Origin of the sequence: Streptococcus sp. HF-100, from assembly GCF_015594635.1 — a bacterium.
Classification (GTDB): Bacteria; Bacillota; Bacilli; order Lactobacillales; family Streptococcaceae; genus Streptococcus; species Streptococcus vaginalis.
This window is the reverse complement of sequence record NZ_JADNQV010000002.1, coordinates 71752-88182: the sequence shown is the minus strand read 5'-3', so window position 1 is coordinate 88182 and position 16431 is coordinate 71752. Positions and strand designations below refer to the sequence as shown.

The following is a 16431-nucleotide window of genomic DNA, read 5'->3' as shown; positions in this document are numbered from 1 at the left end:
TTCGTTGAATTCAACTTTTCCTCACCCTCTTAAAATTATAAACTTTCTGCAAATTTTTGCTTGATGAATTGTGCAGAGTAAGCTAATTTTTCTTCCTCTTCTTCCGTTAAACTAAGTTTGACTTGCTCAAGAATTCCCTCACGCCCTACAATCGCTGGATAACTCAGGTAGGTGTCTAATGGCTGATAATAATTTGACACCGGCAATTCTTCATGTGAATCTGATACAAGAGCTACTGCTAAACGGATAGCTGCGCTCGCAATGCCATAAGATGTGTACTTTTTGCCATAAAAGACGGTATGCCCTCCTTTAAGGGCTTCTAGAGCAATCTCATCCAACTTCTCGACTGAAGCAAATGTAGAAATCGGTTGCCCTTTTATCCGTACTTGGCTCCAAGCTGTAAATTGAGAATTTCCATGTTCTCCAAGATTGTAGCCATAAACGCTTCGAGGGTCAACACCAAAGCGAACACCGACTGCACGTTTCATGCGAGCTGTGTCCAATAGCGTTCCCGTTCCAATAACACGCTCTTTAGGCAGACCAGTATAGTGTTGATAAAGACTAGTAATGACATCTACTGGATTACTAATAACAATGATAATCCCTGTAAATCCAACTTTTTTCAATTGTTCAGCGACAAAAGGAACTTCCTTGGATGTAAAGGGTAATTCCGCAAATCGATCGGCGTTGGGGTTATCTTGTAATTTGATATTGCCCAGTGCTGACACCACCACATCCGCATCTGCCAATGCCTGATAATCATTAACAATAATATTTGCGTGATGATTCAAATTTGCTGCAGCGTCCTGAAAGTCAAGTGCATCTGCTTTGACTTTCGCTTCATTTTTATCAATCAACACATAATCATCAAAAGCACCTTGCGCAATCAGACCATGCGCGACTGCGGCACCAACATTTCCCATACCAATAATCGCAATTTTACGTGACATAAAGCACCTCCACAAAATACACCGTTCAGCTTCATCATTAAACTGAAAATCTGTTTAGTTGATACATTTCATTATACTCAGAAATTAGTAAAAAACAAGTATTTAGTGGAAATATTCAGAAAATTCTCGCTAATTTGTTGAATCCTTTCTTCTCCTATGGATTTCATGCACATAAAAAGCTGACCAAAATCTTGAATCAGCTTGAATCATAACCTTATTTCAACAATTCTTGAACCGGATCAAAAATGATACGTTCAATATCAGCCAAGTAAATAGACAATTGTTGTTGTTTATTGAAAAATTCAGTCAGGGCAGGATTGCCTTGAATCTTATCCCCAAACGACTTCATCTTGTCTTGCACTTCTTGCGTTGGCATTTGACCTGATTGCGCCATGCCCTGCAGTTCTTGCTGGAAAGCTAGATAGTCTTTTAAAAGACTCTTTGCTTCACTATCAGCATCTACTGCTTTTTTGCTTTCGACAACGGCTTTGTACTCAGGAAGGTCTCGCAGAGTACGGCTTAATTCATTTGCTAAATCATAAATATTTGACATAGTCTTCCTCCTTAATCTAAAAAGACTTGATAGTGTGTCTTTTCTCTTATTATTTTAGCAGATTTTTCTAAATCTTCGCGATTTTTAAAGGTGATTTGCAAAATTCCGTGAATATCTTCGCGATTTTCTTCGTTAATGTGAATATTGACAATGGATGTTCCCCTTAGAAGTTCCAACACTCCTAAAATAGCATCTTCTTCATCGGGAACATTGATAAAAATGTCATAAAAACTATCCACACCTGCTCGCTTATGAATTGCCATAGCTTTTCGCACTTGGCGACCATGCTGAAAGAAATTCCAAATCACATCTTCATTTTTATTCTGAATAGCACCTGAAATAGTATCCAAGCGCTTCTTAAAATCCTCTATCCTCTCTAAAATAGCATCTGGATTTGTCAACAAAATCGAAGTCCACATGCCCGGCTCACTTTCTGCAATCCGTGTCATATCACGAAATCCTCCAGCAGCGAAATGCTGCGTCATCTCGTGTTGCTGAGTATAGGCAGCGGCTTGATCCATAAGACTAGAAGCGAGAATATGCGGAAAATGGCTAATTTGACTGGTGACACGATCATGCTCGTTGGCATCAATTTCGATAAAGCGAGCATGCAGACCAGATAAGAGATTCTTCATTTCTGCTATCGTGCCGTCTTTCGTCAAATGAGACGGAGTAAAAATATAATAGGCATTTTCAAAGAGATTTACATCTGCTGCACTAGCACCTGACTTATGGCTACCAGCCATCGGATGAGCACCTATAAAGCGAATGGTTTTCTCCTTTAGAGCTTCTTCAGCAGCAGCTACAATTTCAGCTTTGGTAGAACCTGCATCTGAGATAATCACATCTTTTTTCAAATCTAAAGTTGCTAATTGCCTGATAAACTCAATGGTTTGCTTGATAGGGACAGCAAGAATAATCACATCTGCCAGAGGAGCAAATTCAGCAAATTGGTCGGTCACTTGATCTACCATGCGTTTTTCAAGGGCAATTTTTCGGGATTCTTCGCCACGATTGTAACCTAATATAGTATAGTCTGGATGATCACGTCGAATTCCAAGCGCGATTGATGAACCAATCAAACCAAGACCTGCAATATAAATAACTCTCTTTTCCATGCTTACTCCTTACTTTGGCTCAACGATAAATCCCAGAATAATCGACACTAAAATAATAACCATAACAATCGCTGTGAAAATCGTATACATTTTATCTTTTGTTTTGACAAAAATGATAAAAGTTGAAATCACTCGAAAAATCGGTGTCAAAATAAGCATAAAAGCCCCTAGTAACATAAACGTCACTGCATCAAAAATGGAATGGCTCTTCACATAGGCAACTGGATTAAACTGTTCCAAATTCTTTAAAGAAATGACCTGCTGACCACTAAAAAGGTAAAGAACCAAGCCAATAAACATAAAAAGAATGGAGAGAAAAATCCCTATGCGAAGAATTTTCCCCATGACCAAATCCAGCTCTTCTTTTTGCATTTTATCTGTCATTGTATACCTCGTATAAACATCTGCACACCCAGAGCTAATAAAGCGACTAGAAAAATCCAGCGCAATACTTTTACAGGTACATAAGGCATGATGCGGCTTCCGATGAAAGAACCTGCTAAAACACCCAAGGCGATTGGTGTAACCAATACCGGGTTGATTTGTCCTATAAAAAGGTAAAAGATAGCTGAAGCCGTTCCTGTCACTCCCATCATAAAGTTAGAAGTTGCTGAACTAGCTTTTAAAGGCATTTTCATAACAGTATCCATGGCCAATACTTTGAAAGCACCCGCACCAATTCCTAAAAGCGCCGACATAACACCTGCAAAGAACATGACAACAGAGCCACCAGGGACATTGGTCACTTGATACTTGATTGTTTGATTGAGACCTTTGTCAAAATATTCACCACCAAGATTTAATTTCTCTGCGATAGCATCATTGTGACTCACATTCTGATTGTCCTTTTTATCATGAATCTTCTGGTACATATTAAATGCTTGAAAGAGCATGAGAGCGCCATAAAGTAAGAAAAGGACTTGTGAATCTGTTATCACTGATAACATAGCGCCTACAAAAGCTCCTAAAGTCGTAAAAATTTCCAAAAACATGGCAATTCGCAGATTGAGCATATCATCTTTGAGATAGGCAATCGCAGACCCTGAACTAGTTGCTAAAACTGCAATAATAGAGGCTCCTACCGCATACTTAATGTCTACTCCAAATAAGAGAGTGAGTACAGGCGTGATAACAATTCCGCCTCCAAGTCCTAATAAAGCGCCCAAAATTCCTGCAAAAATTCCGACCAAAGTCATTGTAAAAATATAGGTGAGCATTAAAATCCTTTCACATAATCGCGGTGTTGTTGAACGGCTTCTTTTAATTCTTTCAGATTGTCTGAAGAGAATTTCTCCAAAACCTCAGTTGCAAGCACTGTTGCAACAACAGCTTCCATAACAACACCAGCAGCTGGAAGAGCTGTCGGATCGCTTCGCTCCACCGTTGCTTTATAAGGCTCGTGTGTCTCAATATCAACGCTCATAAGTGGCTTGTAGAGAGTTGGGATTGGCTTCATCACTCCGCGCACTACGATAGGTTCTCCGTTGGTCATACCGCCCTCGAAACCACCTAGATTGTTAGTACGACGAGTAAAGCCGTCCTCTTTAGACCAGATTATTTCATCCATCACCTGACTGCCCTTAAGCCGCCCTGCTTCAAAACCAACTCCAAATTCCACACCTTTAAATGCATTGATAGAAACCACTCCTTGAGCAATTTTAGCATCTAGTTTTCTATCCCATTGAACATAGGAACCTAGTCCAACTGGCACACCACCGACAATGGTTTCAACAATTCCACCAATCGTGTCACCATCTTTCTTTATCTGATCAATATAGGCTTTAATTTCCTCTTCACGTTCTGGATTGACAATCGAAACTTCTGACTGACGAGCACGTTTCTTGATTTCAGAAACGGTCAGATTTTCCGGAACCTCAATGTCAATGCCACCGAAAGTTACGATATGACTAGCTACCTCAACTCCGATTTCTTCTAAAAGACGCTTAGCAACAGCTCCCACCGCAACCCGCATGGTCGTTTCACGCGCAGAAGAGCGCTCCAATGAATTGCGCAAGTCGTCAAAACGATATTTCATACCGCCGACCAAATCTGCATGACCTGGACGAGGTTTGGTAATCTTGCGCAGCCCTTTTTTCTTGTCCTCCACATCTGCTACATTCATGATGTCCAACCATTTTTGATGATCTAGATTGGTCACATTGAGTGTAATCGGCCCCCCCATGGTTCGCCCATGCCGAACACCAGAAGTAATTTCCACTTTGTCACTCTCTATTTTCATACGAGCTCCACGACCGTATCCGCCCTGACGACGTTTCAATTCTGCATTGATGTAGTCAGCTGTCAAAGGAAGCCCAGCTGGCACTCCTTCAATGATAGCTGTTAAACGCGGTCCATGTGACTCCCCAGCAGTTAAATATCTCATTCCGTTACCTCATCTGTTGTTGCTATTTAGCTCTTACTTTTCTAAATAATCTTTCATTTCTTCTAAAGAAATCTGATGAATGGCTGTCCTACCTAATTCTGGAACAATGACTAATTTGATTGTCTTGCCCCGAGCTTTCTTATCATGAAGTAAGGCATGATAGAGTTCTTCTTGTCGCCAAGGTTGATAATCAACTGGAAGCCCAAATTTGCGACACATCTGCTCAATATCTGTGGTAATTCCTTTAGGCATCAGCCCCTTTTTTTCTGCTACACGCGCTACCTGAACCATTCCAATAGCCACAGCTTCTCCGTGCATGACTTTGCCATAACCAGCAGTCGCCTCCACTGCATGACCAATCGTATGTCCAAAATTTAGATAAAGGCGCACACCATTGTCAAGTTCGTCTTCCACTACTAGCTTTCGTTTGACATTGCAAGAATGATAGATGATACTTTCTGCGTGCTCCAAAATGGATTTTGGACTACCATCCATGTCAAACAGTTCCTGCCACAGCTCCACATCCTCAATCAAACCATACTTGATGACCTCTCCCATGCCTTCAATCAATTCACGTTGTCCTAAAGTTTTTAAAACATCTGGGTCAATCAGAACCCCGTCCGGCTGAGTAAAAGTACCCACCATGTTCTTAGCCCACGGCGTATTGACTCCTGTTTTTCCACCAATCGAAGAATCTACCTGAGCTGTCAAACTCGTCGGTATCTGTACAAAATGAATACCTCGCATATAAGTTGAAGCGGCAAAGCCAGCCAAATCACCGACCACACCGCCACCCAAGGCAACAATACCATCACTGCGAGTCATCCCTACTTTAGCGAGAAATTCATAAACTTTATTGACTGTTGTTAAATTTTTACTAGCTTCACCTTCCAGAAAATCAAATACAAACACTTCAAAACCAGCAACTTCTAAGCTACATTTAACCGTTTCAGCATACAGACTTGCCACATGATTATCTGTGATAACAACGATCTTTTGAGCTGACCATAAACTTGCCAGCCATTCTCCAGCTTTGGCTAAAGTACCTTTTTCAATGACAATATCGTAAGGATGATTGGGAATATTCACATTTAATTTCATAGGCAACCCCTCATTTGTACTTTTTTTCCAATGCCTGCCAAATTTCTTTAGTTGGCATTTTTTTTCCTGTCCACAATTTGAATGCTTCTGCCGCCTGATACAACAACATTCCCAAGCCATTCACTACTTCAACTTCTTGTCCTTTTGCCCATTTTAAAAATGGGGTTTCAAACGGCTGGTAAATCACATCTGCCACAAGAAGTGAATGTGGTAAACGAATACTGCTTGGTATCGGTAAAGCCTTACCGTCCATGCCTAAACTGGTCCCATTGACCAATAAAGCGGAAACATTAATTTTTTCTTGCAATAATTCTTGATTTTCTAATGGTAATACCCAAATCTTCGTTGCAGTTTTCTGCTGAATTTTCTTCATTTTCTGTGAAATGCGTTCAAAAGAGGAATGGCGCGTAAACACAAAAATCTCCTCAGCACCATCTAGAGCTGCCTGCACAATAATCGCTGTCGCAGCTCCACCAGCTCCAAGCATGACCATTTTTTTGCCTTTAATGACAAAAGAAGGCAAGCTCATAAAAAATCCCTTGCCATCTGTGTTATAACCAATCAATTTTCCATTTTGATTCACGACAGTATTCACCGCTCCAATCATCTGCGCAGCAGGTGTCACTTCATCTAAAAAAGGAATCACAGCCTGTTTATAAGGCATGGACAAATTGATTCCAAACATATTATAGCGGCGAATATTTTCAACAGTTGCTTTCAAGTCATCCTGTGAGATTTCCCAAGCCACATAAACTCCATTAACACCCGTTTGCTCAAACGCTGCATTATGGATAAAAGGAGAAATACTGTGTTTGATTGGGTTGGCGACAACCGCCGCTAAACGAGTATAGCCGTCAATTTTCATTCAAAATCTCCTGAATTTGCTTCATATTGGCAAGAGAAATTTGACCTGGTGCACTGGATTCATCCAAGCTTGCAAACGACCAGCTTGAGCCTGTCAAATCTGCTGTTATCCGCGAAATCTTTCCAATTTGTCCCATGGAAATCGTTACAAAATCTTGATTTGGATTTAAAGTTTTAAAACCACGCGTATAGTTCATCAAGTCTAGTACATCTTGCTCGCTGCGCGCCATAACAGAAACTTTCACCACTTTTGGTGTCAAACTGGTCAATTCAGATAAAATTTCCATCATGTTTTCAGGCGTTTCTTCAAAATTATGATAGCTCAAAACAAGATTTGGAAAATCCAACATTTCCTCAAATCTATTTTTGTGAGAAAAATATTCAAAATCAATATAATCCGGCTGATAAATCGTTGAAATTTCCTTGATGGTAGAAATATATTCATCATCCGTCAATTCAATATTTCCACCTTCGTCAATTGTTCTCAAAGTGAAAATCAATTCACGACCAGCAAATTTTTCAAAAATAGCAGGTGCAACAGTCAAAACCTCATCTTTTGCTAAAAAATCAGCACGCCATTCAATAATGTCCGCGTCATCATAACGCGAGCTATCAATATTCTGCGCTTCCTCTAAATTTTTCGGCATCACTGATACGACTAATTTCATTTGTCCACCTTAATGGTAAATACCTTGAGGTAATTACTTCTTTCATCTTTTTTATTATAAGTAAAATCTGCTGGTAAACCGTATTCTTTCAAATAACGGTGCTTGCTTCCTGCAAAACCTTTTTCAATTTCTTTTTTAAACTTAGTACGTGAAATATTCGCAGCATTTGTACTAGCAATGATAATCCCTTGGGGATTTAAAATTTCCAAAGACTGAGCAATCAACTTATGATAATCCTTCGCCACTGAAAAAGTTTGTTTTTTATTTCTTGCAAAACTCGGCGGATCTAACACAATCACATCATAGGTCAGACCATGCCGCTTAGCATATCTAAAGTAGTCAAACACATCCATTACAAAGAATGTATGGTTGCTTAAGTCAAGATTATTCTCTCTAAAATGTGCTTCCGACAATTCACGACTGCGTTTTGCTAAATCAACAGAGGTAGTCTGACTAGCTCCTCCCATTGCTGCCGCAACTGAAAAAGCTGCCGTGTAGGAAAACATATTTAACAGAGACTTGCCAGCTGCTAGACCGTCTACCAAGCTACCACGCACCTCATGCTGATCGAGGAAAATTCCCGTCATCAATCCATCGTTTAAAAACACTTGATAGCGAACACCATTTTCTAAAATCGTGAAAAATGCTGGTGCTTCTTGCCCATACAAATGAGCAGATTCAACATTCAAACCCTTGAAACGAATTTTCTCATACGCTCCTGTAACTTCTGGAAAGACCTGTTGAAATGCTTGAACAATGGTATCTTTAATCTCGTAAACAAAGAGATTATACCAAGAAAAAACAGCATATTCTTGATACAAATCTATTGTCAACCCACCAAAACCATCTCCTTCTTGATTAAAAAGGCGGTAAGCTGTTGTCTCTTTTGATTGTTGATAAACTTGTCGCTTTTCTTTCGCAGATTGGAATAACTGACAGAAAAACGAGACATCTAAAGTTACTTTCTTCTGTGAGATAAACCAGCCGATACCCTTGTTTTGCTCTGATAAGTATGCGATACCTACAAAATTTCCTTTTGCATTTACCAGTTCTACAACTTGATGATGAAAAGAAAGTGAAGGAAAATCTTGTTTTTCTAAAACAAATCGTCCTTTTTTTATGTTTTCTTCAGTATAAGAAGGAATCGTAAGCTGTTTCATAAGCTCTATTATATCAAATGTTATGAATTTTCTCAAAAAAATGTACTACTTATTACAAAATGATTGCAAAAAATGTGTTCATACGTAAAAGTTCTATTTATTCTCAATAGATAAAAATCCTTTCTCTGTTTTTTATCTAGCAAAAGAAAATGCAACATTTTAAATTACCAACTTAAATCAAAAATATGTTATACTTAGTAGTGAAAATTTTAGGAAATAAGACAAGGAAGTATATATTTGTGAAAACTATGACTAGGAAGATACTCAACTTCATGAGTACAAGACTAGGTTTTGTCTTGACCTTACTGACCCTTTATTGGCTAAAAACCATGTGGGCCTATTCTGTTGATTTTAATCTAGATATTCAAGGCGCCTATCAAGTCTTTCTCGCTATCATCAATCCTCTTCCATTAGGATTATTACTGATTGGACTAGCATTTTATATTAAAAAAACCAAGGTTTTCTATATTCTAGCAGTTGCGCTTTATATTTTATTATTTGTCTGGCTCATTTCAAACTCTATCTATTATCGCGAGTTTAGTGATTTTGTTACTGTCAATACCATGCTCGCTTCAAGTAGTGTTTCTGCTGGTCTGGGAGAAGCTGCTCTTGAGTTATTTAGACCTGGAGATTTGATTTACATCATTGATTTTCCAATCTTAGGTTTTCTTTTTTATAAAAAATGGATTCGTTTAGATGATCGGCCATTCAACAAACGAGCTAGTTTTGCAATTACTGCTCTATCCAGTATGCTATTTTCAGCCAACCTCTTTTTAGCAGAAGTTGACCGCCCAGAGTTATTGACACGCGGCTTCTCTAATTATTATGTTGTCCGCGCCCTAGGGTTGCCAGCCTTTCTTGGCTATAGTGCTAATCAGACTTATAGTGCCAACAAAGAACGCTCTAAAGCAAGTGCTGAAGATTTGAAACCAGTTGAAGAATACGTCAAGTCACACTATGCCGAGCCAAATAAAGAGTATTACGGAATTGCTAAAGGTAGAAATGTCATCTATCTTCATTTAGAAAGTTTCCAACAATTCCTGATTGACTATAAATTAAAGTCTGATGGCAAAGAATACGAAGTAACACCTTTCCTCAACTCACTATATCATTCCAACTCAACTTTTGCTTTTTCTAATATCTTTAATCAAGTAAAAGCTGGAAAAACATCTGATGCAGAAACGATGTTAGAAACTGGTTTGTTTGGTCTCAATCAGGGTTCCTTTATGGTAAACTATGGCGGAACAAACACGCAACAAGCTGCTCCGTATATTCTCTCAAAAAATGGATATAATTCTAGTGCCGTTTTCCACGGAAATGCTGGTAGCTTCTGGAATCGAAACACCACTTACAAACAATGGGGATATAACTATTTCTTCGATTCTTCTTACTTCTCTAAGCAAGACAAAACAAATTCATTCCAATACGGTCTGAACGATAAGATTATGTTCAAAGATTCTATTAAATATCTTGAACATTTACAACAACCATTTTATGCAAAATACATCACCGTTTCTAATCACTATCCTTATACAACTAGCTTGATTGGAGACGAGATTGGTTTCCCACTTGCTTCAACCAAGGATGAAACAATCAATGGTTATTTTGCAACGGCCAATTATCTAGATTCTGCCGTTAAATCATTCTTTGACTACTTAAAAGCATCTGGCCTTTATGAAAATTCTATCATCGTTCTTTATGGTGACCACTACGGTATTTCCAATTCACGGAATCCCTCGCTGGCGCCATTACTAGGCAAAAATTCTGAAACTTGGTCTAGCTACGACAATGCCATGCTCCAAAGAGTTCCTTATATGATTGTTATTCCTGGTATGACAAAAGGAAAAGTCGTTAATACCTATGGCGGGCAAGTTGATCTTTTACCTACTCTGGAACATTTGCTCGGTATAGACTCTAAACAATACTTGCAAGTCGGTCAAGATTTGTTATCATCTAAACATCAACAAACCGTTGCCTTTCGTTCATCAAACTATTTTGTAACTCCTAAGTATACTAGCTACAGTGGACGTACTTACTACACAGAAACAGGAGAAGAAATTACCAATCCAGATGAAACAACTAAGGCAGAATTGGAAAAAATCCGCAATACAACCAATGAGCAGTTGAAAATGAGTGACCTGATTCAAACCGGAGACTTGCTTCGCTTCTATACTGGAAATGATTTAGGGAAAGTGAATCCTAAGGACTATTCTTATACCAACTCACTTAAATCATTATTATCTATTGAAAAGAAAAAAGGTGATGAATCTACAAGCCTTTATAGCAAACGAGGTGGTAATTCAACTGTTGATCTGTTTAATTCCCCAAGCTATCGTGCTCTTCACCCTGAACAATTTGAATCAACAAGTAGCGGTTCCTCCTCATCAACAGAAGAATCCAGCTCTTCTTCTAAATAACCAAAAATCCCATACAAGTAAAATGAACTGTATGGGATTTTATAATGAAACAAAACACTTAATTTAGCAATATTTTGATGACTTGATTAACCCGATCAAAGTAAAACTGCTCTTCGTCATAAGTAATGCCTGTTGCTTGCGCCAACAAAATCAATATTTCCATAAAAAATTGAGAAGAAAAACCTGTAGTGGAATGCAATTCTTCTTCATCAAAATGTTTAATCAAATGCGCCAATGGGTTCCGAACGGATTTCTCCAACTTTCGTAGTTCTTTGACCATGATTTTAACTTGCTCTGGTAAATCCAACAGTAAAATCAAGCTAGCCAGACTAGAAGAATGAACTGGACTTTCAGCATGAAAAGTGCTCAAAATGGGGTGTCCTGTATTTTTCATCTTTTCAAAATTCCAACGATCGTAACTCGCTTCTCTAGAATTATGAATATAGGATTCAATATCAGGAATTTCTTGCTTAATCAAACGCATAAAAATCCGATAAATCGCCGGACTAACAGCACGAATAAAATCGATCACCTGTTCGTTTTTAAGCTTTGCTTCTAAGTCATATAGATAATTCGCTAATTGCTCATCTTCCTCAGAATCATGACAAAAAAGTTGAAAATCATTTCTAATTTCCAACTGATATTCCATAGCAGGGCGAATATTCAACTCTCTCCGCTCTGCCATGATATATAAAAGTTCAACTAGCTTTGATTCTGCATCGTTCAGTCTTTGAGCCAATTTATAGGCATGAGCATAATCATAGCGAGAAATAGCATAAATTATCTCTTCTTTGACGTCTAAATTTTCAATCATGATTCTGAAATAAGCGTTTCTAAACCGACTTTCATCATATCTGTAAAAGTCGTTTGTCGTTCTTCCGCTGTTGTGTCTTCATCTGGATGAACTAAACTATCTGAAATGGTCATAATGCCAAGTGCTTCGACATTATATTGAGCAGCTAGATAGTAAAGAGCTGCCGCTTCCATTTCCACAGCCAGAACTCCCATTTTACCAAGTTCGATATTTTTTTCACCATAGTTGGAGTAGAAAACATCTGATGATAAGACACTTCCAACGTGCGTTGTCATACCAAAATCCTTGGCAAGGTGATAAGCCTTATCTAAAAGACGAAAACTTGCAATTTGCGGAAGGTCATATTGAGGCCAATCATTACGAATGATATTTGAGTTTGTCGCTGCTGCTTGCGCTAATACCAATTCACGTACGTGAACGTCTTTATTCAAGGAACCAGCTGTTCCTACACGAATTAAACGTTTCACGCCGTAGTTAACAATCAACTCATGAGCATAGATAGAAATAGACGGAATTCCCATTCCAGTTCCCATAACACTAACACGATGCCCCTTATAAGTCCCTGTATAACCAAACATGTTGCGAACTTCATTAAAACATACAGCATCTTCTAAAAAGTTTTCGGCAATAAATTTGGCACGGAGTGGGTCTCCAGGTAGTAAAATTTTATCGGCAATTTCGCCTTGTTTTGCTGCAATATGGATTGACATAAGTAAGATACCAAGCCCGTCAAAAACCCAAACTGAAAAGTACAAGCGCTAAATAACTTTTCTTAGGAGCTTATTCATCTCAGAAAGGATTGCGTGCGGGTTTTATTCCTTTCGTTTCTAGTTGAGTTCAGAAAGAGATGTGATTGTAAGCTCAATCTTCGACTCTTTTTACATTTATGTTTTTATAGTTCTGCAAGGATTGCTTTTACAAGTCCTTTAAAGTTTTCCTTGATACGTTCTGTCACTTCTACGACTTCTTCATGGTTTAGCTCGCTTTGAAAACCAGCTGCAAAGTTTGTAATAGCAGAAATCCCCAATACTTTCAAGCCTGAGTGGGCTGCCACAATTACTTCTGGAACAGTTGACATACCGACAGCGCTAGCTCCTAAGGTTTGGAAAGCGCGGATTTCAGCTGGTGTTTCATAGGTTGGACCGGTAACACCCAGATAAACTCCTTCTTTCAATTCAATGCCTAATTTTTCGGCTACGGCGTGGGCTTTTTCACGGTAAGCTTTTGTATAAGCATCAGACATATCTGGGAAGCGTGGACCAAATTCATCCAAATTCGCTCCAATTAGAGGATTTTGTCCAGTTAAATTGATATGATCTGAAATAGCCATTAAAGTGCCAGGACCATATTCAACCCCTCCGGCAGCATTTGTGACAATAACACCTTCACAGCCTAGTGCTCTCATCACACGAACAGGGAATGTCACCACTTCCATCGGATTTCCTTCATAAAAATGGAATCGTCCTTGCAAAGCTAATACTTTCCGACCTGCTAAATCACCATAGACCAATTTACCGGCATGCCCTACTACTGTTGAGCGACCCCAATTGGGAATATCCGCATAGTCAATGCTGACAGCATTTTCAATCTCACCAGCTAATTCTCCCAAACCAGAACCGAGAATCAAACCAAATTCTGGTGCGGTCATTCCTTTGTCTTTTAAAAACTGTGCTGTTTCGTTAACTTTATCCATTAAATTCATATCTTTATCCTTTTATATCTTTTTTAATTTTCACTCGAAAAATATTGAATGACACAATTACGCTCCACTCTTAAGAGCATATTCTAATCTTTCCTGTTCTTTTTGAACAGCACTTAATGCAGTACCAATTCGGACTGAATCCATGACAATGACATGAATATAATTGTATGTGACATAAAATTCTACTCTCCTTTTGATTTGGTTGATTTTAAAATTTGCACGCCATTTCTTCCAGCAACAATGACCATATCCACCATTTGATTAAAGAGTCCATGTTCCACAACGCCAACTACATGATCTAGCTTTTGCCCAAATTCGACTGGATTTTCAATCACGCCTAAGTCAAGATCAATAATGAAATTCTGCATATCCGTGACATAGCGCTGCCCATTTTTTTCACGAAATAACGGTTTATAGCCTGCATGTTCAAAACGACGGAAAAGCTGTTCTGCTCCGTATTGTACGACTTCTACCGGTAATTTGAAAGCACCTAGTTTACCAACCATTTTACTTTCATCAACTACCCAAATGTAGGTTTTGGTTGGAGTTGCAACAACTTTTTCCATAAGCAGAGCGCCGCCACCGCCTTTGATACCGTTGAAGTTAGTATCCACCTCATCAGCTCCGTCAACGGTCACGTCTACTTCATCTACTTCATCAATTGATTTCAAAGGAATACCTAAACGCCGAGCTTGTTCACTCGTTGTGCTTGAAGTTGTAACTGCTGTTATTTTCAGTCCTTCTTCCTTGATACGCCGTCCAACTTCTTCCACAAAATAATAGGCAGTCGAACCCGTTCCTAAACCAACTACCATACCGTCTTTCACATATTCTGCAGCTTTGATTCCTGCCATTTTTTTGAGGTTCTCCATTTTTGCTCCTTTATTCAATCTGCTTCTAGTATACCATGATTTGCCAACTTTAGCACCCAAAAAATGAAACCACTTTCTTTTTAAATGATCCCTTTTTTACAAACATTCTAAAATCCGAATATTCTATTTTTCTTGATTATAAAACACCAAAAATTCCAGATTTTCTTTGCTATAATTTGATATATCAAATGAATAAACGAATGATATTTGAAGCTTTCTTAAAATTTATTTTATTGTATTAAAAAGAGATGATGAATTTATTTGAACAAAAATAGCATGTAAAAATCTTGCGACGAACATAGTTTTGCGTTACAATGAATATAGATTGCATTTGAATACACTATACAAGGAATAAAGGATGTTAACCAAAGAATTTGATACGATTGCTGCTATCTCGACTCCTCTTGGTGAAGGAGCTATCGGCATTGTTAGACTGAGCGGGACGGACAGCTTTGCCATTGCTCAAAAAATCTTTAAAGGAAAAGATTTGAGTACCGTTGCCAGTCACACACTAAATTATGGGCATATTATTGACCCAGAAAAAAACGAAATTTTAGATGAAGTTATGATTGGAGCTATGCGTTCTCCTAAAACCTTCACGCGCGAAGACGTGATTGAGATTAACACCCACGGTGGAATCGCTGTGACCAACGAAATTCTCCAATTGGCCATTCGAGAAGGGGCCAGAATGGCAGAGCCTGGTGAATTTACTAAGCGCGCCTTTCTCAATGGACGCGTGGATTTGACGCAAGCAGAGGCTATTATGGACATTATTCGGGCAAAAACGGACAAAGCCATGAATATCGCCGTCAAGCAACTGGACGGTTCTCTGTCCGACCTCATCAATAATACACGTCAGGGAATTCTTAACACACTAGCTCAAGTCGAGGTCAATATTGACTATCCAGAATACGACGATGTTGAGGAAATGACCACCAAACTGTTGCGTGAAAAAACAGCTGAATTTGAAAAACTTCTGACCCAACTTTTAAAAACAGCTCGCCGCGGTAAGATTCTGCGCGAAGGAATTTCTACTGCTATTATTGGTCGCCCAAATGTTGGCAAATCTAGTCTCCTTAACAACCTGCTCCGTGAAGACAAGGCTATTGTGACAGATATTGCCGGAACCACTCGCGATGTCATTGAAGAATATGTCAACATCAATGGGGTACCACTCAAGTTGATTGACACTGCGGGTATTCGTGATACAGATGATATTGTCGAACAAATCGGAGTAGAGCGTTCCAAAAAAGCGCTCCAAGACGCTGACCTTGTGCTTCTTGTGCTGAATGCAAGCGAGCCATTGACAGAACAAGACCGCAAACTGTTAGAAATCAGTCAAGATACCAACCGTATCTTGCTGCTCAATAAAACCGACTTAGAAGAAAAGATTGAAGTTGACCAGCTTCCCGATGACTTTATCAAGATTTCTGTTCTTCAAAATCAAAATATTGATAAAATCGAAGAACGAATCAACCAACTTTTCTTTGAAAATGCAGGCATTGTAGAACAAGACGCTACTTATCTCTCTAACGCTCGCCATATTTCTCTGATTGAAAAAGCTGTCGAAAGTCTCCAAGCTGTCAATGAGGGACTGGATTTAGGAATGCCTGTTGACTTAGTGCAAGTAGATCTGACTCGGACCTGGGAAATCCTTGGTGAAATCACAGGTGACGCCGCTCCTGATGAACTCATTAGCCAACTTTTCAGCCAATTTTGTTTGGGAAAATAATAATAAACAAATTCGAACAAAAACAAGTAAGCTCTATGATTTCTATAGGAATAACCTTAGAAATCATAGAGCTTCTTACTTTTCATCAAAAAGAAAA

At 38.8% G+C, this 16431-nt stretch carries 16 protein-coding genes; 2 read left to right on the top strand and 14 right to left on the bottom strand.

Annotated features, from left to right (window positions below):
* Positions 1–35: 35 nt before the first annotated feature.
* The 10 genes from IYQ23_RS02720 to IYQ23_RS02675 all read right to left on the bottom strand — a co-directional run bounded on the left by IYQ23_RS02720 (position 36) and on the right by IYQ23_RS02675 (position 8797).
* Positions 36–950: an L-lactate dehydrogenase gene (locus IYQ23_RS02720; RefSeq protein WP_117644351.1), complete on the bottom strand. Its 915-nt coding sequence runs from the start codon at positions 948–950 to the stop codon at positions 36–38.
* A 214-nt stretch (positions 951–1164) separates the two neighbouring features.
* Entirely contained in the window at positions 1165–1503 is a 339-nt protein-coding gene (locus IYQ23_RS02715; RefSeq protein WP_003023972.1) for a YlbF/YmcA family competence regulator, read from the bottom strand.
* 11 nt (positions 1504–1514) lie between these two features.
* A complete protein-coding gene (locus tag IYQ23_RS02710) occupies positions 1515–2621 on the bottom strand; it encodes a prephenate dehydrogenase (RefSeq protein ID WP_195674000.1) in 1107 nt (368 codons plus the stop codon).
* A gap of 9 nt (positions 2622–2630) precedes the next feature.
* On the bottom strand, positions 2631–3005 hold the full coding sequence (locus tag IYQ23_RS02705) for a DUF1634 domain-containing protein (protein WP_049507952.1): 375 nt from the start codon (positions 3003–3005) through the stop codon (positions 2631–2633).
* The gene (locus IYQ23_RS02700; RefSeq protein WP_195673999.1) at positions 3002–3838 is read right to left on the bottom strand and encodes a sulfite exporter TauE/SafE family protein; all 837 of its coding nucleotides are present in this window, start codon (positions 3836–3838) and stop codon (positions 3002–3004) included. The genes IYQ23_RS02705 and IYQ23_RS02700 overlap by 4 nt, the downstream gene beginning before the upstream one ends.
* A complete protein-coding gene (gene aroC, locus IYQ23_RS02695; protein ID WP_022526237.1) occupies positions 3838–5004 on the bottom strand; it encodes a chorismate synthase in 1167 nt (388 codons plus the stop codon). Before aroC ends, IYQ23_RS02700 begins: the two co-directional genes overlap by 1 nt.
* A gap of 33 nt (positions 5005–5037) precedes the next feature.
* Positions 5038–6105, bottom strand: coding sequence for a 3-dehydroquinate synthase (gene aroB / locus IYQ23_RS02690; RefSeq protein ID WP_195673998.1), 1068 nt, complete (start codon positions 6103–6105; stop codon positions 5038–5040).
* 10 nt (positions 6106–6115) lie between these two features.
* A complete protein-coding gene (locus IYQ23_RS02685) occupies positions 6116–6970 on the bottom strand; it encodes a shikimate dehydrogenase (RefSeq protein ID WP_106384462.1) in 855 nt (284 codons plus the stop codon).
* The gene (gene aroD, locus IYQ23_RS02680) at positions 6960–7637 is read right to left on the bottom strand and encodes a type I 3-dehydroquinate dehydratase (protein WP_049507947.1); all 678 of its coding nucleotides are present in this window, start codon (positions 7635–7637) and stop codon (positions 6960–6962) included. Before aroD ends, IYQ23_RS02685 begins: the two co-directional genes overlap by 11 nt.
* Positions 7634–8797, bottom strand: a complete 1164-nt coding sequence (locus tag IYQ23_RS02675) for a class I SAM-dependent rRNA methyltransferase (protein ID WP_195673997.1) — start codon at positions 8795–8797, stop codon at positions 7634–7636. Before IYQ23_RS02675 ends, aroD begins: the two co-directional genes overlap by 4 nt.
* Before the next feature lie 248 nt (positions 8798–9045).
* On the opposite strand from IYQ23_RS02675, the gene IYQ23_RS02670 reads away from it, so the two are divergent.
* Positions 9046–11214, top strand: a complete 2169-nt coding sequence (locus tag IYQ23_RS02670; RefSeq protein ID WP_420705595.1) for an LTA synthase family protein — start codon at positions 9046–9048, stop codon at positions 11212–11214.
* Between the two features lie 58 nt (positions 11215–11272).
* On the opposite strand, the gene IYQ23_RS02665 is transcribed toward IYQ23_RS02670, so the two are convergent.
* The 4 genes from IYQ23_RS02665 to rpiA all read right to left on the bottom strand — a co-directional run bounded on the left by IYQ23_RS02665 (position 11273) and on the right by rpiA (position 14602).
* The gene (locus IYQ23_RS02665) at positions 11273–12028 is read right to left on the bottom strand and encodes a hypothetical protein (protein WP_195673995.1); all 756 of its coding nucleotides are present in this window, start codon (positions 12026–12028) and stop codon (positions 11273–11275) included.
* A complete protein-coding gene (gene deoD / locus IYQ23_RS02660; RefSeq protein WP_022526244.1) occupies positions 12025–12738 on the bottom strand; it encodes a purine-nucleoside phosphorylase in 714 nt (237 codons plus the stop codon). Before deoD ends, IYQ23_RS02665 begins: the two co-directional genes overlap by 4 nt.
* Before the next feature lie 182 nt (positions 12739–12920).
* A complete protein-coding gene (locus IYQ23_RS02655; RefSeq protein WP_195673994.1) occupies positions 12921–13730 on the bottom strand; it encodes a purine-nucleoside phosphorylase in 810 nt (269 codons plus the stop codon).
* A 182-nt stretch (positions 13731–13912) separates the two neighbouring features.
* A complete protein-coding gene (gene rpiA, locus IYQ23_RS02650; protein WP_195673993.1) occupies positions 13913–14602 on the bottom strand; it encodes a ribose-5-phosphate isomerase RpiA in 690 nt (229 codons plus the stop codon).
* A gap of 358 nt (positions 14603–14960) precedes the next feature.
* Here rpiA and mnmE point away from each other — a divergent pair, with 358 nt between their 5' ends.
* Entirely contained in the window at positions 14961–16334 is a 1374-nt protein-coding gene (gene mnmE, locus IYQ23_RS02645; RefSeq protein WP_195673992.1) for a tRNA uridine-5-carboxymethylaminomethyl(34) synthesis GTPase MnmE, read from the top strand.
* Positions 16335–16431: the final 97 nt, after the last annotated feature.